This window comes from Bradyrhizobium sp. USDA 3311 (assembly GCF_054062495.1).
Genome location: NZ_JBSSFI010000001.1, coordinates 8,030,168 through 8,049,132 on the forward strand (window position 1 = coordinate 8,030,168; position 18,965 = coordinate 8,049,132).

Here is an 18,965-nt window from a genome sequence, read left to right on the forward strand (position 1 = left end):
CGCTCTCCTGGTCACGGGGACGATGTTGCCGCTGATCGTCTTCGCCGTTGGCATTGCCGTCTACAACTACAAGCAGGACCGCAGCGACGCGACGCGCCGCGTGCTGGAGAACGTGCGCAGCATGCGCCTGGTGCTGGATTCCGAGGTGCAGCGGATGACCGGCGGCTTGCAGGTGCTCGCACTGACGAACTCGCTGCGCAACGACGACTTCCCGAACTTTCGCCGCATCGCGCTCGGCTTCCTCGACCAGTATGGCAAGGGCGGCCTGGTGCTGATCTCCGACCGCAAGGGCCGGCTGCTGTTCTCCTCGGCGACGGAGGACACCGCGAGCCTGCCGCCGCGCGGCAATCTGGAGATCGTCGAGAAGGTGTTTGCGACCAGAGCGCCGCAATATTCCGACCTGTTCACCGGCGCGCTCAACGGGCGGCAGGTTCTCACCGTCGAAGTGCCGGTGTTTCGCAACGGCGAGGTGATCTACGACCTCTGCTTCAGCCCGCCGATCAGCATCTTTCAGGATCTGGTGGAGAAGCAGCGCCCGGACCGGCAATGGACGGTAAGCCTGCTCGATGCCAAGGGCACCGTGTTCGCGCGCGCGCCGAACCCCAGCGAGACATTCGGCAAACGGGCTTCGCCGTCGCTCTACGCCGAGATGTTCCGCAGCGACGAGGCGGCGCTTCCGACCGTGTCGCTCGACGGCGTCGCGCTCGCCGCCGCCTACACCCGTTCGGGGCTGACCGGCTGGACCGTGGCTGCCGGCGTCGCCGAGAGTTCACTGATCGCCCCGCTCTGGCGCAACATCGCCGTCACCAGCCTGATCGGCGGCATCCTGCTGCTCACCGGCCTCACCTTTGCGGTCCGCATGGCGACGACGATCGCACGCGGCGAGATGCTGCACGATCTGCTGATCGAGGAGCTCAACCACCGCGTCAAGAACACGCTGGCCCTGATGCAGGCGATCGCGGTGCAGACCTTCCGCAGCGCGAGCCGCGAGGAGCGGGCCAAGTTCGAGGGCCGCCTCGGCGCGCTCGCCGAGGCGCACAATCTGCTCAGCCAGGAGAAATGGGCCGGCTCGGAACTGAAGGAGGTGATCACGCGCGCGCTCCAGCCGTTCCTGCTCAATGCGCCCGAGCGCATCCGGATGGACGGCCCCGCGGTGCCGCTGTCGCCGCGACTTGCCGTGGTGCTGTCGATGATCGTGCACGAGATCGCCACCAACGCCGCGAAATATGGCGCGCTGTCCAATGAGACCGGCCGGGTGACGCTGGACTGGGAAGTCATCGCGGACACACCGAAGCCGCGCCTGCGGCTGATCTGGAGCGAGATCGGCGGACCGCCGGTGACGGCGCCGGTGCGGCGCGGCTTCGGCTCGCGCCTGATCGAGCGCAGCGCCCGCGACCAGCTCGGCGGCGAGGCAACCGTCGATTTCCTGCCGCGCGGCGTCGTCTGCACGGTGACCTGCGCGCTGGACGAGGCGCGGTGAATCAACGGGATGGTCATCCCCAATGCCGGATTTGCGGGTTAGAGCGATAGCCATGTGAAGGCCTCGCACCTTTTGTCATAAAACGTCTTTCACAAAACCTCCGTTCAAGACCCAGGCAACTCAGCGCCGCCCGTCGTGCATTTTCGAAAACGCGCGCCTGCCCGGAGCAGGATCGGACAAAGCATGGCCGCTTCAGGAAAGACGCTGGGAGTTTGCGCCGCCTAGAACGTGCGCCGACCCGTACAAATACGGGCACCTGATCCGAAGCTCGATGCGATCAGGAGGAGCCACGCAATGATCGAGAGCAGCACACTCATGCGCAATCCCTCGCACAACGGCGTGCCGTCCGCACCCGGCGCACAGCCGGACGATGGCTCGACCTCCGAACGGCGGGCCGCCGACGCAGAGATGGCGCGGGTGCTCAGGACCGAACCGGCTCGCATGGCATTGGATTCCTCCGGCGCCGGCATCGCCCACTGGAAACATGATCCATTGCACGACGTCGTCGAGCCCATGAGCCACCATGTGATCATGGCGTACAACGGCATGATGCAGCGTATGGAGCGGCGGTCGGGAAAATCGGTTGCGATCGGCACGTTTCGTCCTGGAGTGGTGATCATCATTCCGGAAGGATCGAGCTCCCGATGGGATATTCCGAAGCCTGTCGATGTGGTCCAGCTCTATCTTCCGAATGCAACACTGAAGCGCGTTGCCGACGAAGCCGGGACCGCAAAACCGGCCGACCTGCTGGAGCGGACGGCGCATCCCGATCCCATCACGTCCAGACTGCTCTTGAGTGCAGCGGATGCGCTGGGGGGCAACGGAGCCCTGGATACGTTGTTCCGTCATCAACTGACGGATCTTCTGGCCACCCGCCTGCTGGTTGCCCACACCGGTTCGCCAACCAATTTTCAACAGACCATGGGCGGGCTGTCGCCGAAGGTCCTGCTCCGTGCGATCGAACGGTTGCGCTCGGACAGCGATGCGGACATCTCGCTCGATGCGCTGGCTTCCGATGCCGGCCTCTCGCGCTTTCACTTCTGCCGTGCCTTCAAGGAGAGCACCGGGCTCTCGCCGCATGCCTGGCTGCGCCAGCACAGGCTCGAGCAGGCCATGAACATGCTGCGGGAGAGCGACGAATCGGTCGTCTCGGTTGCCGCAGCGCTTGGCTATTCCTCGCAGACCGCCTTCGCCGCGGCCTTCAAGAAGCTGACGGGTGAAACGCCGAGCGATTGGCGCAGGCGCATGCGTTAGCAGCAATCTCTCGACAGGGACGGCAATCGCTCTGGGGCAGTCGGATATCTGGTTCGCTAAACATCTTGGCATCGCACGACGCGGACGGAGACCAACGATGGACTGGAAACACCTTGCAATCGCACCGCGACGGAAAGCCATCACGTCGGCGCTGCTGTATGGGCTCTCGCTGACCGTACGCTTCACCCAGCCGACAGCCGAAGAAGCGACCTTACAAGCGACGCAAAACGCCAATCCCGCGACGTCAATCCTGATCAATCAGGGTTGGCCCAGAAAACCGATGGTGCCGGCAGCTCTGCGCGGCTGGACATCGGGCCCGAGAAGCTGCCCTGCGGCATGTGATGGCCCTGGGCTACTGTCCTCACTGCCGAACTGCGCCGCGCCGTAACGATCCCGCGGCCTCCGTTTCACCTCGTCGCGTCATCGCCGATCGCACAGGCTCTGCCCACACAAGGCGGCAGCGACGATGCGCGCGCGTCCCGAACGAACCAAACCCAGGAGTCAACCACATGCGACTGCTCATCATTGGCGCCGGCTTCGCCGGCATGTACGCCGCCCTCTCCTCGGCCCGCCTGCGCGACATCCAGGGCGTTTCGCCTGACGATCTGGAAATCGCGCTGATCGCACCGGAGCCGACGCTGGTGGTCCGCCCGCGGCTCTACGAGCCCAAGCCGGAAACCCTGACGGCACCACTGCTCGATGTCCTCAGGGCGATCGACGTCGACTACATCCAGGGCAGCGCCGAGACGATCGACACCAAGGCGCGGATGGTGCAGATCGCCACTCCCAGGGGCACGCGCACGACACTGTCCTACGACCGCCTCGTGATCGCCACCGGCAGCCGGCTGTTCCGCCCCAACATTCCCGGCCTTGCCGAGCACGGCTTCAGCGTCGACTCGCTCGATGACGCGATCGCACTCGACAAGCATCTGCACGGTCTGGCCGACCGGCCGGCCGTGAACGGACGCGACACGGTCGTCGTTGCCGGCGGCGGCTTCACCGGCATCGAGGCGGCAACCGAGCTGCCCGCGCGCCTGCGCAACATCTTCGGCAAGGACTCCAGGACGCGCGTCATCATCGTCGAGCGCAACAGCGCGATCGCGCCCGACATGGGCGAAAACCCCCGCCCGCTCATCGAGGATGCGTTGCGCAAGCTCGGCGTCGAGATGCGGCTCGGGGCCGGCGTCGTCTCGCTCGACAAATCCGGCGTGACGCTATCGACCGGCGAACATATCGAAACCGAGACGGTGGTCTGGGCGGCCGGCATCCGCGCCGCGCCATTGACCGCGCAGATTCCAGCCGAGCGCGACAGTTTCGGCCGCCTGCTGGTGGACCGCGATCTGCGCGTGCCTGTCGTCGCCGGCGTCTTCGCCACCGGCGATGCTGCGCGCGCCGCATGCGACGACGAGGGCAATTACGCGCTGATGTCGTGCCAGCACGCCACGCGCATGGGAGCCTTTGCCGGCAACAACGCCGCCGCCGAGCTGCTGGGCGTTCCGACCAGGCCGTATCACCAGAAGGCCTACGTCACCTGCCTCGATCTCGGCGAAGCCGGCGCGGTGTTCACGCGCGGCTGGGAGCGCAAGGTCGAGCTGGTCGGCGACGTCGCCAAGAAGACCAAGCAGGAGATCAACACCGTCTGGATCTATCCGCCGAAGGCCGAGCGCGCCGCGGCGCTCGCGTCGGCCGATCCGGAGCGCGTGACCAGTCTCTGACCACACGAGGCGATGACGGCCGCGCTCTCCTGGCTACGCGGTCCGCTCAACCAAGACCAGCCAGAACCAGGACCAACCACCATCCCATGAAACAGGAGACAGACATGAATCTGCACAACACCTCGTACCCCGTGTCATCCGGACCTGAAGAGCTCGTTCCGTCGCGCTACGCGCTGAAGGTCGGCGAGATCGACGTGCTGGTGGTCAGCGACGGCGTGCTGCCGCTGCCAACCACGATGTTGGCGCACAACGCCGCCCCGGCCGAACGTGCGGCCTGGCTGCACGACATGTTCCTGCCACAGGATGCCTTCGACTGGGCGCTGAATGCGGTCATGGTACGCAGCGGCGGCAAGACCATCCTGATCGACGCTGGACTGGGGTCCGACCCAAACTTGCACCTGCCGCGGGCCGGACAGTTGATCAAGCGACTGGAGGCTGCCGGCATCGATCTGTCGTCCGTGACCGATCTGGTGCTGACCCATCTGCACATGGACCACATCGGCGGGCTGCTCGTCGACGGGGTGAAAAAGCGATTGCGCAAGGACCTGCGGATCCACGTGGCCGCCGCCGAGGTCAAATTCTGGGAGTCGCCCGATTTCTCGCAGACCGCCATGCCGCAGGGATTCCCGGACGCGCTTCGCGCGACCGCCAAGCGGTTCGTGAGCGAGTACGGCAGTCAGTTGCGGCAGTTCGATGAGACCCACGAGATTGCGCCCGGCGTCATCGCCCGTCGCACCGGCGGTCACACCCCCGGACACAGCGTGGTGCGCGTAGCGTCCGGCGGCGATGCGCTGACATTCGCCGGCGACGCCGTGTTTGCGGTCGGGTTCGAACAGCCCGACTGGCACAACGGCTTCGAGCACGATCCCGAGGAGGCCGCGCGCGTTCGTGTCCGTCTCTTGCGAGAGCTTGCCGAGACCGGCGAGATGCTGGTGGCCACTCACCTGCCGTTCCCGTCCATCGGCCGGGTGGCGATCGACGGCGACGCCTTCCGTTTTGTGCCGGCCTTCTGGGACTACTGACCGCCTGTTGAGTTAGGCCGAACGGGGCGCGTGCTCATGACGTTCGTGAGTACGCGCCCTGAATTCAATCAGCCCGGTATGGCCCCCGTCCACCGACCCGGATATAGCGAGAAGTACCGATGAACTATGTGCTTGGAGCATCGCAAGGATGACCTGTGCAAGTCCCGAACTCATTATCTTCGATTCGGACGGTGTCCTGGTCGATAGTGAGATCATTGCCCTGACCGTGCTGGTCCGGACAGCATCTGAGGAAGGCGTGTCGATCGGCATGGAAGACGCGATACGTTCGTTCCGAGGGGTGAAGATGACGGACTGCGTGCGCGAAATCGAGCGCCGGTTAGGCCGCAGTGTCCGAGACACTTTCGTCGCCGACGTTCGGCAAGCAACCGCGCTGGCTTTTGATGCCGAACTGAGGCCTGTCGAGGGAATCCATGCAGCGTTGGCTGCAATCACCGCTCCGGTTTGCGTGGCGTCTAACGGACCCATGTCGAAACTCACGCATGCACTCGGATTGACGAGCTTGCTGGGGCACTTCGAAGGACGCATATTCAGTGCGTACGAGGTTGGTTCGTGGAAGCCGGACCCCGGCCTGTTTCTGCATGCTGCGCAGACGTTGGGCGCTCACCCCTCACGTTGCATCGTTGTTGAGGACTCATTGTCCGGGATTTACGCAGCAAAGGCCGCAGGAATGAGGGTCCTCGGCTTTACCGGAGGTGATCCGGAAATTGAGCAAGAGTTAGCAGCTGTCTGCGACGACCTCTTTCATCGCATGAGCGACCTTCCGGCTTTGCTGAGCATGGAATGATTGCAGCACTCCCATTCGACACGCCCTACCCGAACGTCTGCAACGCCGGAAACGTCTCCAGCAGCCAGATGCTCACATTCGAGACCGCGCCGGTGAGAAAGCCGATGCCGGTGATCACCATCAACACGCCCATGGCGCGCTCGACATTGACGAGATGGCCCTTCATGCGCGCGAACAGCGCGGAGAACTGCTCGATCATCAGCGCGGCGATCAGGAAGGGAATGCCGAGGCCCGCGGAATAGACCGCGAGGAGCCCTGCGCCCTTGGTCACCGTGGCTTCGGCCGCGGCGATCGAGAGGATCGCGGCGAGGATCGGGCCGATGCAGGGCGTCCAGCCGAAGGCGAAGGCGAGGCCCATGATGTAGGCGCCCCACAGGCCGACGGGTTTCGGGATCGGCAGCCGGCCCTCGCGCATCAACAGGCCGATGCGCGTCAGGCCGAGGAAGTGCAGACCCATCACGATGATGACGACGCCGGCGAGGATCGACAGCTCCGCCGACCAGGCCCGGATCAGCCCGCCGACCAGCGAGGCGCTGGCGCCGAGCGCCACGAACACGGTGGAGAAGCCGAGCACGAACAGAAGCGCCGACATCATGATCGCGCGCTTGGAGGCCGATGACGGCTCGTCGCTCTCGACATGCTCGATCGTCGCGCCCGTGAGATAGATCAGGTAGGGCGGGACCAGCGGCAGGACGCATGGGGAGAGGAAGCTGACGAGGCCGGCAATCAGCGCCGCCGGGATCGAAACATTTTGCATGATGCAGTCGGAGCCATCTCAGGCGCCGGCGCGGCGCGCGGGGAATGCGCGCGGCCCGGAGCACCGGCTCTGGTGTAGCCGATGCCGGAAAATGCGCAACAGAGGCGCACAAAACCAGGGCTCCTCCCGATGCCGTCCGCAATCACAGATGCGGCATCGGGACGCGCACAAACCTCGCCAAAAAGCGAGATCCGGCGGCGCGGCTACTTCACCACGCGGAGCAGCGGACGCCGGGGCTGGTCCTGCGTCTGCTTGGAGGGGGGTGGCGGTTCGCTTGCAGCGCTCCGCAGCATTTCGTCGCACAATGCCTTGAGATCGGCACTGTCAATTCCTTTGAGTTTCATCCGCACGTCCAGGATGACAATGGACAGCAGCTCGGCCGACTCACGGCTATTGATCTCGTTGAGAACCCTGCGGCACTCCTCGAGCGTTTCCAGCACCGACTGCAACTGTTCGTCTGAATGCGACACCGGCGTTCTTTCCGTTAATTCGGCCTGCGAGACGTGTTGGTGACGACCCCTCTGGCCCCCATGGAGAGCCAACGATAGCACGAGGCCGCTGCGCCTCTGAACATGATTTCAGTGTGTTTCTGCGTTGAAACTGCGGTTCCGGCGAACATCGCCCCGCTGCTTAATTGGCCATCATCGAAACGACAAAGGGTAGAACGCACGATGCGCTGTGATCGATCCGTCCTGGAAGGCGGGAACGCCTCTCTCGCAAGCAGATCCATTGCGGACAGCGCCGACAATCCCGCAGCCATTTCACGGCTCGCAACGGAACTCACGCGACACCCCTCATTCGGGCGAAAGTTTGCCCGATTCCCAGCCCTTGGCCGCACTCAGATACCACCTTCGAGGTAGTAAGGATGGCGTTCAAAACTCGCCATTCCCCAACCCGTCGTGGTTGTGGTTTGCGCCAGATTCTGCCAGTTTAACAACCCGAAGGGACTTGTATGCACTCCTTGGCGGAAAGGGGCGTTCCATTAGAGGAACGCCAAAAAGCAAATCTCAGCGGCCTCTCGGATTGGGATGCCGCCCGGATTTTCCTGGAAGTCGTCCGATCCGGAAGTTTCCGCTCGGCGGCCGAACGTCTGTCGCTGTCGATCAACGCCGTCCGCCGACGCATCGACGATTTCGAGCGTCAGACCGGCACTACCCTTTTCACCCGCGACGTGCACGGCACCCACCTGACTGACGAGGGCACGATGGTGGTCTCCGCCGTCGAACGAATGGAGGCGGCTGCATTCGACGTGCTGCGCACCAGCGATTCGACGGCCAATGTCCTGTCCGGCGAGGTCCGCGTCGCCGTGACCGAGGGCCTCGGGACGTTCTGGCTCGCCCCGCGCCTGGTCGAATTCCAGCAGGCCTATCCGAAGATTCTGGTCGACCTGCATTGCGCGATGCGATCCGCAGACGTCTCCCGCCACGAGGCTGACGTCGCCATCCACCTGTCGCGTCCTTCCGCGCTCGACGTCAAGCTGGTGCGGCTCGGCCGCATGCATCTGATGTTCTGGGCGTCCGAGAAATACATCGAGAAACATGGCGCTCCGCGCTCGGCAATGGAATTGATCAAGCACCGCCTGGTGCTGCAATTCGCCGACCAGCTCGCCGCCAAGGAAACTTTCGAGAGCTTCTTCCCGGGCGTTCCTGAACGTGACCTTCTGGTCATGAAGACCAACGTCTCAAGCGCCAACTACTGGGCTGTCGCGAATGGCGCCGGAATCGGCGTATTCCCGAGCTACGCCGTCGCGCTTGGCGGGAAGTTGATTCCACTGGAGGTCGAGCTGAACCGACCGCTGGATATCTGGTTGTCCTACCATCCCGGTAGCGGCCGAATTCCGCGGGTACGGCACATGATTGACTGGCTGATCGAGGCTTTCAATCCGGCTCGCTTCCCGTGGTTTAAGGAAGAGTTCGTGCACCCGCATGAATTCAAGGACTCGTATATGGGCGAACCCCTGACCCAGCTCTTCGGGGGATTTTCAACCGAAGAACGGTGAGAACGAACATGAAAACAGCGGCGAAGAGAATGAAGCAACGCAGTGCCGGCAAGCCCGACATCGAGCTTGGCAAACGGATCCGTCTGCGGCGCGTCGAGATGAAGATCTCGCAGGCCGAGCTCGGCGAGAAGCTCGGCGTCAGCTTCCAGCAGGTTCAGAAATACGAGAAGGGCGTCAATCGCGTCGGCGCGGCTCGGCTTCAGCAGATCGCCACCGCCCTCGACGTGCCCGTGACCTTCTTCTACGACGGCGACAACAAGGCGCGCGAAGTCGAGAGCCTGCTGTTCCTCGATTCGGCCTTCAGCCTCCGCCTGCTGCGCGCTTACAGCAAGATCAAGGACCAGACGGTGCAGCGTCAGCTCGTCTCGCTGATGGAATCGATCGCGGCGAACGAAGCCTGATCCATCTCGGCGGTCTGGCCTTCAAGGCCGACGTTCAATCCACCGCGTCACGGGGGCGCGGCCGGATTGAACGAGACCTGCTGGATCAGATTTGGCCTGCGCGCCGTCCGCGCGCGGCATTCGGGGCGGCCTGACCGCCCTTTTTTTTGGTCTTTTTCTTGATCTTTTTCTTCATCTTTTCCCTGCCCCCGCCCGCGGTTTTCGCGAACCCATCTCCACCCTGCCGCGACCCAATCGAGAGACTCCGCACTGGACGCGCGGAGTTTTCGACTGCCGTGCTTAATGGGACCTCAATATTGATGCCCTAGCTTCCCGCCGATCTTACCAATCGGCGCCCGCGGCGCGGCGACCGGGAAATTGCCAATGCGAGCGCTCGTCCGGGCCTCGTCCTCAGGGGAAGAACAAGACAGATGTCGAAGCGCCATGCCGTGATGATTGCCATGGGCCTCTTCGCCAGCGCTTCCGCGCTCGCGCAGACCGAGACCACGGGCCAGGCCGGCTCCAGCCCGGCGGCGTCGGGCGGCACCGTGCCGGCCGCCGCCAATCCGGCCCACGCGGCCGCGCCGAAAACCGCCGCGTCGACCTCGGCCTCGACGCCGGAAAGCCGCTCGGCCGCGGCGCTCGCGATGACGCACGAGCCGACCTATGACGAGGGCTCAGCCCAGCGCATCAAGGACGCGGCGCTCAGCTATTCCGATCTCGCGGTGCGCGGCGGCTGGCCGACGATCCCGGCGGACGCCAAATTCGCACTCGGCGTCCAGGGCGCCAATGACGACCTGCTGCGCAAGCGGCTGATCGTCTCCGGCGACCTTTCCGCCGACAAGGCAAGCGGCGCCTTCGACCAGGATATCGCGGACGCGGTGAAGCGTTTCCAGGCCCGCCACGGGCTGGCGCCGACCGGCATGGTGACGCCGCGCACGCTCGCGGCGATGAACGTTTCCGTGCAGAAGCGCATCCGGCAGCTGGAGGCTTCGCTCCAGCGGCTCGAGAACATGAATTTCGGCTTCGGCCAGCGCTATGTCGTGGTCAACATCCCCGCGGCCTTTGCCGAAGCGGTCGAGAACGACGTCGTGGTGCGGCGCTATCGCGTCATCGTCGGCAAGACCGAAAAGCCCTCGCCGACACTGACGGCCCAGATCACCAGCGTCGTTCTCAATCCGACCTGGACGGTGCCGTCATCGATCGCCAAGACCGAAATCTCCGCGCATATGCGCAAGGACCCGACCTACCTGTCGCGTATGCACATGGAGGTGCTCGACGCCCACGACAATCCGATCGATCCGCATTCGGTCGACTGGTCCGGCACGCATACGCCGAACTTCACCGTGCGCCAGCAGAACGGCACCTTCAACGCGCTCGGCGCGGTGAAGATCGACATGCCGAACGCCTACTCGGTTTACATGCACGACACCAACCAGCGCAATCTGTTCAGCGACGACTACCGTTTCGATTCCCACGGCTGCTCGCGCGTCGACAACGTGCGCGATCTCGCCGCCTGGCTGCTCAAGGACCAGCCGAAGTGGAGCCGCGCCGCGATCGACGCTGAAATCGCGACCGGCCAGCACCTCGACGTCGCCATGGCGAAGAAGGTCCCGGTGGCCTGGATCTATCTCACGGCGTGGATGACCAAGGACCAGACCGTCCAGTTCCGCAACGACGTCTATAACCAGGACGAGCAGTTGCTGGAGGCGACCGCGGAAGAGGCGGCCTTCTTCAGCAATGCCGGCAGCCATCCGCTGACCGCGCACATGACGCGCTAGGATCGGCGCGGTAGCCGCGCCATGCAATCGCGGCACAGGCGGATGCAGAGCCCCTCGCCTCGCCGCGGTTGACCCGGACCTCGGCCCGGCAGCACATTGCGCCCGGCCTACGACAAGCGAGCGCGCGATGCCCGACATTTCCAATGAAACTTCCTACGCCGACGGCAAGATCCTCAAGCACGCCACTGATGGCGTCGGCGTGATCACCTTCAACAATCCCGACAAGCGCAATGCGATGTCGCTGGAGATGTGGGAAGGATTTGGCGAGGCACTGACGGCCTTGCGCGACGACGACGCGGTGCGCGTCGTGATCCTGCGCGGCGCCGGCGGCAAGGCGTTCGTATCCGGCGCCGACATCAGCCAGTTCGAGAAGACGCGCCACAACGCGGCGGCGTCCGAGGAATACGCCAGGCGCAGCGCCGCCCAGCGCGCGCTGCTCGCCGACTATCCCAAGCCGACGATCGCCTGCATCCAGGGCTTTTGTCTCGGCGGCGGCATGCAGGTCGCGATGCTCGCCGACATCCGCATCGCTGCGCATGGCAGCCAGTTCGGCATTCCCGCGGCAAGGCTCGGCATCGCCTATGGCTACGACGGATTGCGGCACCTGGTGTCGTTGGTCGGCCCGTCCTGGGCGCGGCTGCTGATGTACACGGGCATGCGGATCGATTCCGCGGAAGCGCTGCGCATTGGCCTCGTCGAGCGCGTGGTCCCGGACGATCAGCTCTGGGGCGAGACCATGGCGATCGCCGCGACGATCTCGCAGAACGCCCCGCTCGCGATCAAGGCCGCCAAGATCACCATCGCACAGGTGCTGAAGGACGAAAGCGGTCGCGACATGGAGGCGATCAAGGCGATCGGCCATGCCTGCATGGACTCCGCCGATTTTCGCGAGGGCCGGCAGGCCTTCATGGAGAAGCGCAAGCCGCAATTTTCGGGGCGGTGAAGCTGAACCGGCATTCAGGAAGATTAAATTCCTCTGCCTCCTGCACCGCGATAGCAACCAACTGATCCGTCGCAAGTTCTTCCGCCACCAACGAGGGAGATTGCGATGAAACTCAAGTTTGCTGTGCTTGGTCTGGCCGCGCTCGGCAGCGCTGCACTGGCGTCAGGACAAGCGCTCGCGGCGATGCCGAACGGCATTCCCCAAGCCGATCGCGTCGCAAGCGGTCCGGCCGCTGACGTCGATCAGGTCCGAATGGTCTGTAATCAGTGGGGCCGCTGCTGGTGGCGTCCGAACTATTACGGCGCCTATGGCTATTACGGTGGCCCGCGCCGGTACTATGGCGGCCCGCGCCCATGGGGCTGGGGTCACCGCCACTGGCACCGCTGGTGAACGACGAAGGGGCCGCGAGGCTCCTTTCTCTTGGCATCTGACTACAGCGCCCCCAGGACCGCCTTCGTGATGTCGGCCGTGCCGTTGCTGCCGCCGAACTCCATCGGCTTGATGCCGCCGGCATAGACCTGGTCCACCGCACGTTCGATCGTCTCGCCGGCTTCTGCCGCGCTCTCGACGCCGTGCTTGTCCGCGATCCAGTCCAGCATCATCGCGGCCGACAGGATCATGCCGGTCGGATTGGCCTTGCCCTGCCCCATGATATCGGGCGCGGTGCCGTGGCAAGGCTGGAACACGGCGTATTTGTCGCCGATGTCGGCCGACGGCGCCATGCCGAGACCGCCGATCAGGCTCGCGGTGATGTCGGAGACGATGTCGCCGAACATGTTCTCCATCACCATCACGTCGAAATCCCAGGGACGCTTCACCAGCATCGCCGAGCAGGCATCGACATAGAGCCGGTCGGTCCTCACCTCCGGATGCTTCTTGGCAATCTCGTCGAAGATGCCGCGGAAGAAGGCAAAGGCCTTGAACACGTTCGCCTTGTCGACGCAGGTCAGCATCCCCGGCTTGCCGCGCGCCTTGCGGCGTGCGGCGAGGCGAAACGAGAACTCGAACAGGCGCTCGGAGGTCCGGCGCGTGATCACCATGGTCTCGCGCGCATCCTCATGGGTGACGACGCCCTTGCCCATCGAGGCGAACAGGCCCTCGGTGGATTCGCGGATCACGACGAGGTCGATACCGCGCGTGTCGGCGCCGACGATCGGGCTCGGCACGCCCGGAATGAGCCGCGCCGGCCGCACGCCGGCATAGAGATCGAAGATGAAGCGCAGCTCGATCTGCGGCGCGATCTCGGTGTTGTCGGGGTAGCGCACCGACGGCAGGCCGCAGGCCCCGAGCAGGATCGCATCCGCCTCCTCGCACAGCTTGATCGTGCTCTCGGGCATCGACTTGCCGGTGGCGAGATAATTGTTGGCACCGGCCGGCGCCTCGGTGAAGCGGAAGCGCAAATCCGATTTCTGTTCGATCTTGCGCAGCACCTCGATCGCCGGAGCCATGACTTCAGGGCCGATGCCGTCACCGGCGAGCACGGCGATGTGGAAGGCGTTGTTTGCGGACATGGGGGTTCCTGCATTTTCGGGCGTCATTCCGGGCGGTCCGCAGGACCGAACCCGGAATCTCGAGATTCCGGGTTCGATGCTTTGCATCGCCCCGGAATGACGTAAAGAGAAACTACGGCGTCAGCACCGTGCGCCCGACCACGGCGCCCTGCTGCAATTGCACCAGCGCGTCGTTGGCCTTGGCGAGCGGCTGACGCGTCACCGGGATCGGCGGCACGTTCTTCGTTCGCACGAGGTCGAGCAGTTCCTGCGTCTCGCGCAGATTGCCGACATAGCTGCCCTGGATGGTCACCGCCTTGATCGGAATCAGCGGCAGCGCCCAGGTCGCACCGCCGCCGAACAGGCCGACGATGACGAGCTTGCCGCCCTTGGTCAGGCAGTCGAAGCCGAGCTGTGTCGTCGCGGCATTGCCGACGAGGTCGATGACGGCGCGGATCGGCCCGCCCGCTTTCTTGGCAAGCTGCTCCAGCGCGTCCGGCGCCTTGGGATCGACGGTCGCAAGCGCGCCGGCCTTCTCCGCCGCCTCGCGCTTCCTGGCGTCGATGTCGACCATGATCGCGCCCTTGCCGCCCATCGCTTTCAACAGCGACAGCGCCATCAGGCCGAGGCCGCCGGCGCCGAACATCACGATCGGCGTGTCGAAATGCTGCTCGACCTTCTTCAGCGCACTGTAGGTGGTGACGCCCGAGCAGGCATAGGGCGCGGTGGTCGCGGGATCGAGCCCTTTGAGGTTCAGCAGATAGCGCGGATGCGGCACCAGCATGTGATCGGAATAGCCGCCGTCGCAATAGACGCCGAGCGAGCGCGGCGTCAGGCACATGTTCTCGTCGCCGCCAAGGCAGGTCGCGCACTTGCCGCAGCCGATCCAGGGATAGACCAGGCCGACATCGCCGAGCCTGAGATCACCCTGGTCGGTCGGCTTCACGTCAGGACCGAAAGCCAGGATTTCACCGACCGTCTCGTGGCCCATGGTCAGCGGCAGATTGATGCCGCGGTCCTTCAGCGACAGCGGCTTGCGGCCATGGCCGAGATCGTAACCGCCTTCCCAGATATGGAGGTCGCTGTGGCAGACGCCGGCGGCCTTCACCTTGATCAGCACCTGCGTGCCCGACGGCTGCGGCGTGGGCTCGTCGAACTCCTGCAGCGGCGCCTTGAAATCGGCGACCTTGAAACTCTTCATCGGCGTCCTCCCGCATGCTTCTTGTTGTCGCGCCACCATGCCACGGCCGGCGAGGCGAGACAAACGCGCACCTGTCTAGTTTACGCCGGCCGACGGTGGCAAGCCGGCCGCGCGCAAGGCCGCATTGCTCGCCGCACCGAGCCTTCCGTCACCCTTGCGCGGCCGTTTTGCCTGACGGAATTGACGCGTCATCGGCGAGGCCAATCTCGTCGCGCAACGCATCCGTGTGCTCGCCGAGCGCGGCCATCGCCCTGGCCGGCGTCGTGTCGGCGCCGGACATCCGGAACGGCAGATTGAGAACCTGGAACGATCCGCCGCCATCCTCCACCGACGAGAGCGCCTGCCGGTGCGCGAGCTGCGGATCGGCCAGCGCCTCGGAGACGGTGCGATAGGCCGAGGCCGGCACGCCGGCCGCGCCAAGTGCGACGAGGCATGCCTCCGTCGAGAGCTGCCGCGACCAGGCCTCGACGCCGTCCATCAAGTCGGCCCAGTTCTCGCGGCGCGCAGCGTAGGCAGAGAAGCGCGGATCGGAGATCCAGTCGGGGCGGCCGATCACGCCCATCAAGCACTGAAACGTCTTTTCGCTCGCGACCGTGATCATGACGTAGCCATTGGCCGTCTCGGTCGGCCCGAACATCGGGCGCGGTGGCGGCTTCACCGCGAACTGCGAGCTCTGCAACTCGATCAGAGTCAGCGTCAGCATCGACTCCAGCATGGAGACGTCGATGTGCTGGCCAAGCCCGGTCACCGTGCGCTGATAGAGCGCCGACGCAATCGCCCCAAAACCGTAGGTGCCGGTGACGACGTCGGCATGGTAGATGCCGCAATAGTCGGGGCGGTTACGGCCGGGCTGGTAGGCGAGATGCGCCATGTCATAGCCGGAGGCCGCGTGGATCACCGGCGCATAGGCCGGCAGCTCGGCCGAGGGGCCGCTCTGGCCGTAGCCCGAGATCGAGCAATAAATCAGCCTGGGATTGACCGGGCGCATTCTGTCGTAGTCGAGCCGCAGCCGGTGCATCACGCCGGGCCGGAAGTTCTCGACCAGGATGTCGGCGGTCGCGGCCAGCCGGAGGATCGCCTCCCTGCCGTCCTCGGACTTGAGGTCGAGCACGACGCTCTTCTTGCCGACATTGAGCTGGCCGAATACGGTGCTGCACCCCTTGCGCAGCGGCGGCCGGGTCCGCATTGTCTCGCCGCCGTCGGTCTCGATCTTGATGACCTCGGCGCCCATATCGGCGAGCATCCGCGTGCAATGGGGACCGGCGATGGTGGTCGAAAAATCCAGCACCCTGAGTCCGGCGAAGGCCTTTGTCGTCGTGCTCTCATGCTTATCTGCTAGCTGCATGCGTGCCGCGTCTCCCGGCGTATCCTAGGAACAATGAATGTTCTCTGCGCCGACCCTAGAGGGCGGCGGCTGAGTAGGAAAGTCTTTACCGAGCGGAGGCGTTTCGCAGGCGTGCTTGGGAATTGCGGGGCAACTGGACCCGTTCTTGCATAGCAGCAAACCGGATCGGCAAGGGGCAACTGTTCTTGAGGGTCTTGTTCGTTACGACAGAAATGGACGACTTCGTCCGCGTCGGCGGACTTGGAGCCGTTTCCGCTGCCCTGCCCAGAGCCCTTCGCCCCTTCGCCGATATCCGGATCATGTTGCCCGGCTATCGCGACATCATCGAGCAACTCACGCATATTCAGATCGTTGGCCGCTGCCCGTCGTTTGCGGATCTGCCGGCCTGCTCGCTCGGCCGGGCCGCGACCAAGGACGGCCTGCCGGTCTATGTGCTGTTATGCTCGCAACTCTACGACCGGCCCGGCAATCCCTATGGCGACGAGTCTGGACGCGACTGGCCGGACAACGACATCCGCTTCGCGCGCTTTGCCTCGGCAGCCGCTGAGCTGGCCATGGGCAAGCTGGACAAGAATTGGGCAGCAGACCTGATCCATGCCAACGACTGGCAGGCCTCGCTCGTGCCCGCCTATCTCGCCTGGCGCGGTGCCAAGCTGCCGTCGATCCTGACCATTCACAACCTCGCCTATCAGGGCCTCTTCCCGAAGGACTCGCTGCGGCGGATCGGCGCACCGGAAAGCGCCTTCCACATCGACGGCCTCGAATTCTACGACCAGGTCTCCTTCCTCAAGGCTGGCCTCGTCTACGCCTCGCATCTCACCACCGTCAGCGGCACCTATGCGCGCGAGATCACCACGGCCGAGTTCGGCTGCGGCCTGGAGGGTCTGCTCCGGCTGCGCTCGGACGCCGCCGAGCTCACCGGCATCCTCAACGGCATCGACGAGAGCTGGGACCCGCGCTCCTGCGCCCAGCTCGCCCAGCAATTCGGCGCCGGCGACTGGGTCGGCAAGAAGGCCAATGCGGACTATGTGCGCAAGCAGTTCGGGCTGGCGGTGTCGCGCGGCCCGATGTTCGGCATCGTCGCGCGGCTCGTGCACCAGAAGGGCATCGACCTCGTGCTGTCCGCGGCCGACGAGATCATCGATGCCGGCGGCCAGATCGTGGTCACCGGCTCCGGCGAGCCGGCGCTCGAGCAGGCGCTGATCGACGCACATCGCCGCCGCCCCGATGCGATCGGCGTTGCGATCGGCTTCAACGACGCTCAGGCGCGGCGCATCTTCGCCGGCAGCGACTTCACCCTGATGCCGTCGCGCTTCGAGCCGTGCGGCCTCAGCCAGATGTACGCCCAGCGCTTCGGCTCGCTGCCGATCGGGCACCAGACCGGCGGCTTGGCCGAGACCATCACCGACGGCGAGACCGGCTTCCTGTTCTCGAGACCCTCGCACGAATCCTTCCTCGGCGGCGTCCGCCGGGCCTTCGAAGCCTTCATGGCGCAGGACCAGCTCGACTCCATGCGCCGCAGCGCCATGGGACGGTCGTTCTCCTGGAGCATCTCGGCCGACAGCTATAGCGCGCTGTACCGGAAGCTGGCAGCGGTGTGAGGCGCGACGGCGCTTCCACATACTCCGTCATTGCGAGCGCCTATCTCCCCCCGTCCCCCCCGCGCAACGGCGGAGCCGTTGTCGCTGGAGGTCCTCGCCTCTTCGGCGAGCCTCGAAGGGCGACGGCCCGGCTGCAGTGGGGCCGTGCATCCTTCGAGGCTCCCGGCGCGATGCTCTCGCATCGCGCCACTCGCACCTCAGGATGACGGGGTGAGGACCGAGGCCTTCACCCCTTGCCGCGCACGTCCATCTGCGGCCGTCCGATCCAGGCGCGGTTGAGGCAACGGGTTATCCAGTCCGGCTGCAACTCTCCTCGCAGCCGCGCCTGCGCTTCCTGGTAGGGACCGACATAGCGCAGCCTGTCCGGCAATTTCGGATAGACGCGCCTGATCCATTTCATCGCGTTGTCGGCGGATCTGATATCGCGCTCGTCCAGTTCGAACCCGAAGCCTGCACGCAATCGCTCCGGCAGCAGGCTTGCCGTAAGCGCGCGATACCAGCGCGGCGGGCGCAACCAAGGACGGGCGCCGGTGAAGATTTGTGTCGCGATCTCGCGCGCGGCCGGGCTGACGGTCAATGTCTCCGACTGCACCATCGCCGCGGTGTAGGCGGCAAAGCCGGACCAGTCCGCCGGCAAATCATCCCCGGTCAATCCAAACAAGGCGCCGAACAGCCGGCCCTCGGTCCAGTAGCGCTCGCGCTCCTCCACGGAGAGCTGCGGCAGAACCAGATCATGCGCCATCAGCCCCGTCTCGACCAGCGTCGCATGAACCCAGCGCAATGACGGGATGTCGTTGGCGCAGTAGCGCGAGCCGGCAGCGAATGGGCCCACCGTCCCGGGCATCTCTCCGACGATCATGCTGTGACGCCGGTGCAGTTGCCGCGACGACAGCAAGGCACGGTCGAGCGAGCCGAACACCATGGCGAAGACGATGTCGAAGGTGCGGTGAAAGCGGCCGATCGGATCGGCCAACGTCCGGGAGTGCTCGGCGATGGCGGCAGCGACCCAGGGGTGAGCCAATTGCAGCAGCAGCGCACGGCCGGCGCCGAGAAAGATGACGGCCTCCCGGTCGATCCGCCAGGTGACCGAGGACGGACCGAACACGCCGGGGACCGGCCCCGCCGCATCGACGCGGACCTGATCGAGCGCCGCCTCCAGATCTTTCTCAACGACCAATTGCGATCCTCGCGA

General features: G+C 65.0%; 18 protein-coding genes. 12 read left to right on the forward strand and 6 right to left on the reverse strand.

Features of this window, described 5'->3' with window-relative positions; genetic code table 11:
* Positions 1-22 precede the first annotated feature (22 nt).
* The 6 genes from ACVWW6_RS38265 (at position 23) to ACVWW6_RS38290 (ending at position 6,276) form a co-directional block, all read left to right on the forward strand.
* Positions 23-1,480, forward strand: a complete 1,458-nt coding sequence (locus ACVWW6_RS38265) for a sensor histidine kinase (protein WP_049832541.1) — start codon at positions 23-25, stop codon at positions 1,478-1,480.
* Positions 1,481-1,795: 315 nt separating this feature from the next.
* The gene (locus ACVWW6_RS38270; protein ID WP_038965829.1) at positions 1,796-2,734 is read left to right on the forward strand and encodes a helix-turn-helix domain-containing protein; all 939 of its coding nucleotides are present in this window, start codon (positions 1,796-1,798) and stop codon (positions 2,732-2,734) included.
* 97 nt (positions 2,735-2,831) lie between these two features.
* Positions 2,832-3,122, forward strand: coding sequence for a hypothetical protein (locus ACVWW6_RS38275; protein ID WP_456682580.1), 291 nt, complete (start codon positions 2,832-2,834; stop codon positions 3,120-3,122).
* 121 nt (positions 3,123-3,243) lie between these two features.
* The gene (locus ACVWW6_RS38280) at positions 3,244-4,449 is read left to right on the forward strand and encodes an NAD(P)/FAD-dependent oxidoreductase (protein WP_456682581.1); all 1,206 of its coding nucleotides are present in this window, start codon (positions 3,244-3,246) and stop codon (positions 4,447-4,449) included.
* A gap of 104 nt (positions 4,450-4,553) precedes the next feature.
* Positions 4,554-5,471 carry an MBL fold metallo-hydrolase gene (locus ACVWW6_RS38285; protein ID WP_028174779.1) on the forward strand — a complete coding sequence of 306 codons (918 nt, stop codon included), beginning with the start codon at positions 4,554-4,556 and terminating at the stop codon, positions 5,469-5,471.
* A 148-nt stretch (positions 5,472-5,619) separates the two neighbouring features.
* On the forward strand, positions 5,620-6,276 hold the full coding sequence (locus tag ACVWW6_RS38290; RefSeq protein ID WP_456682582.1) for an HAD family hydrolase: 657 nt from the start codon (positions 5,620-5,622) through the stop codon (positions 6,274-6,276).
* Positions 6,277-6,301: 25 nt separating this feature from the next.
* On the opposite strand, the gene ACVWW6_RS38295 is transcribed toward ACVWW6_RS38290, so the two are convergent.
* Together ACVWW6_RS38295 and ACVWW6_RS38300 are read right to left on the reverse strand one after the other, a co-directional pair.
* The gene (locus tag ACVWW6_RS38295) at positions 6,302-7,033 is read right to left on the reverse strand and encodes a cytochrome c biogenesis CcdA family protein (RefSeq protein ID WP_011085573.1); all 732 of its coding nucleotides are present in this window, start codon (positions 7,031-7,033) and stop codon (positions 6,302-6,304) included.
* 203 nt (positions 7,034-7,236) lie between these two features.
* Positions 7,237-7,503, reverse strand: coding sequence for a hypothetical protein (locus ACVWW6_RS38300; protein ID WP_011085572.1), 267 nt, complete (start codon positions 7,501-7,503; stop codon positions 7,237-7,239).
* 482 nt (positions 7,504-7,985) lie between these two features.
* Here ACVWW6_RS38300 and ACVWW6_RS38305 point away from each other — a divergent pair, with 482 nt between their 5' ends.
* From ACVWW6_RS38305 to ACVWW6_RS38325, 5 genes are all read left to right on the forward strand, one after another.
* Positions 7,986-9,032 (forward strand): LysR family transcriptional regulator, encoded by a 1,047-nt coding sequence (locus ACVWW6_RS38305; protein ID WP_011085570.1) that lies wholly within the window; start codon positions 7,986-7,988, stop codon positions 9,030-9,032.
* Between the two features lie 29 nt (positions 9,033-9,061).
* On the forward strand, positions 9,062-9,433 hold the full coding sequence (locus tag ACVWW6_RS38310) for a helix-turn-helix domain-containing protein (protein ID WP_014497036.1): 372 nt from the start codon (positions 9,062-9,064) through the stop codon (positions 9,431-9,433).
* 410 nt (positions 9,434-9,843) lie between these two features.
* Entirely contained in the window at positions 9,844-11,193 is a 1,350-nt protein-coding gene (locus ACVWW6_RS38315; protein ID WP_456682583.1) for a L,D-transpeptidase family protein, read from the forward strand.
* A 127-nt stretch (positions 11,194-11,320) separates the two neighbouring features.
* Positions 11,321-12,136: an enoyl-CoA hydratase gene (locus tag ACVWW6_RS38320; protein ID WP_271611660.1), complete on the forward strand. Its 816-nt coding sequence runs from the start codon at positions 11,321-11,323 to the stop codon at positions 12,134-12,136.
* Between the two features lie 105 nt (positions 12,137-12,241).
* Positions 12,242-12,526 carry a hypothetical protein gene (locus ACVWW6_RS38325; RefSeq protein WP_271558298.1) on the forward strand — a complete coding sequence of 95 codons (285 nt, stop codon included), beginning with the start codon at positions 12,242-12,244 and terminating at the stop codon, positions 12,524-12,526.
* Between the two features lie 41 nt (positions 12,527-12,567).
* Here the strand turns inward: ACVWW6_RS38325 and ACVWW6_RS38330 are convergent, their stop codons facing one another.
* The 3 genes from ACVWW6_RS38330 to ACVWW6_RS38340 form a co-directional block, all read right to left on the reverse strand.
* Positions 12,568-13,647 carry an isocitrate/isopropylmalate dehydrogenase family protein gene (locus ACVWW6_RS38330; protein ID WP_028174773.1) on the reverse strand — a complete coding sequence of 360 codons (1,080 nt, stop codon included), beginning with the start codon at positions 13,645-13,647 and terminating at the stop codon, positions 12,568-12,570.
* Positions 13,648-13,759: 112 nt separating this feature from the next.
* On the reverse strand, positions 13,760-14,827 hold the full coding sequence (locus tag ACVWW6_RS38335; RefSeq protein WP_271558294.1) for an alcohol dehydrogenase: 1,068 nt from the start codon (positions 14,825-14,827) through the stop codon (positions 13,760-13,762).
* A gap of 148 nt (positions 14,828-14,975) precedes the next feature.
* On the reverse strand, positions 14,976-16,172 hold the full coding sequence (locus tag ACVWW6_RS38340; RefSeq protein ID WP_060911008.1) for a CaiB/BaiF CoA transferase family protein: 1,197 nt from the start codon (positions 16,170-16,172) through the stop codon (positions 14,976-14,978).
* A 185-nt stretch (positions 16,173-16,357) separates the two neighbouring features.
* Here ACVWW6_RS38340 and glgA point away from each other — a divergent pair, with 185 nt between their 5' ends.
* Positions 16,358-17,773 (forward strand): glycogen synthase GlgA, encoded by a 1,416-nt coding sequence (gene glgA / locus ACVWW6_RS38345; RefSeq protein WP_038965823.1) that lies wholly within the window; start codon positions 16,358-16,360, stop codon positions 17,771-17,773.
* Positions 17,774-17,999: 226 nt separating this feature from the next.
* Here glgA and ACVWW6_RS38350 read toward each other — a convergent pair whose 3' ends face one another.
* A complete protein-coding gene (locus tag ACVWW6_RS38350) occupies positions 18,000-18,950 on the reverse strand; it encodes an oxygenase MpaB family protein (RefSeq protein ID WP_456682584.1) in 951 nt (316 codons plus the stop codon).
* Positions 18,951-18,965 lie beyond the last annotated feature (15 nt).

Bases quoted from the DNA above. Each gene is read 5' to 3' on its own strand.
- ACVWW6_RS38330 (WP_028174773.1), bottom strand. From the start codon at position 13,647: ATGTCCGCAAACAACGCCTTCCACATCGCCGTGCTCGCCGGTGACGGC.
- ACVWW6_RS38305 (WP_011085570.1), top strand. From the start codon at position 7,986: ATGCACTCCTTGGCGGAAAGGGGCGTTCCATTAGAGGAACGCCAAAAA.
- ACVWW6_RS38340 (WP_060911008.1), bottom strand. From the start codon at position 16,172: ATGCAGCTAGCAGATAAGCATGAGAGCACGACGACAAAGGCCTTCGCC.
- ACVWW6_RS38325 (WP_271558298.1), top strand. From the start codon at position 12,242: ATGAAACTCAAGTTTGCTGTGCTTGGTCTGGCCGCGCTCGGCAGCGCT.
- ACVWW6_RS38290 (WP_456682582.1), top strand. From the start codon at position 5,620: ATGACCTGTGCAAGTCCCGAACTCATTATCTTCGATTCGGACGGTGTC.
- ACVWW6_RS38320 (WP_271611660.1), top strand. From the start codon at position 11,321: ATGCCCGACATTTCCAATGAAACTTCCTACGCCGACGGCAAGATCCTC.
- ACVWW6_RS38285 (WP_028174779.1), top strand. From the start codon at position 4,554: ATGAATCTGCACAACACCTCGTACCCCGTGTCATCCGGACCTGAAGAG.
- ACVWW6_RS38335 (WP_271558294.1), bottom strand. From the start codon at position 14,827: ATGAAGAGTTTCAAGGTCGCCGATTTCAAGGCGCCGCTGCAGGAGTTC.
- ACVWW6_RS38280 (WP_456682581.1), top strand. From the start codon at position 3,244: ATGCGACTGCTCATCATTGGCGCCGGCTTCGCCGGCATGTACGCCGCC.
- ACVWW6_RS38270 (WP_038965829.1), top strand. From the start codon at position 1,796: ATGCGCAATCCCTCGCACAACGGCGTGCCGTCCGCACCCGGCGCACAG.
- ACVWW6_RS38265 (WP_049832541.1), top strand. From the start codon at position 23: ATGTTGCCGCTGATCGTCTTCGCCGTTGGCATTGCCGTCTACAACTAC.
- ACVWW6_RS38310 (WP_014497036.1), top strand. From the start codon at position 9,062: ATGAAGCAACGCAGTGCCGGCAAGCCCGACATCGAGCTTGGCAAACGG.
- ACVWW6_RS38295 (WP_011085573.1), bottom strand. From the start codon at position 7,033: ATGCAAAATGTTTCGATCCCGGCGGCGCTGATTGCCGGCCTCGTCAGC.
- ACVWW6_RS38315 (WP_456682583.1), top strand. From the start codon at position 9,844: ATGTCGAAGCGCCATGCCGTGATGATTGCCATGGGCCTCTTCGCCAGC.
- ACVWW6_RS38275 (WP_456682580.1), top strand. From the start codon at position 2,832: ATGGACTGGAAACACCTTGCAATCGCACCGCGACGGAAAGCCATCACG.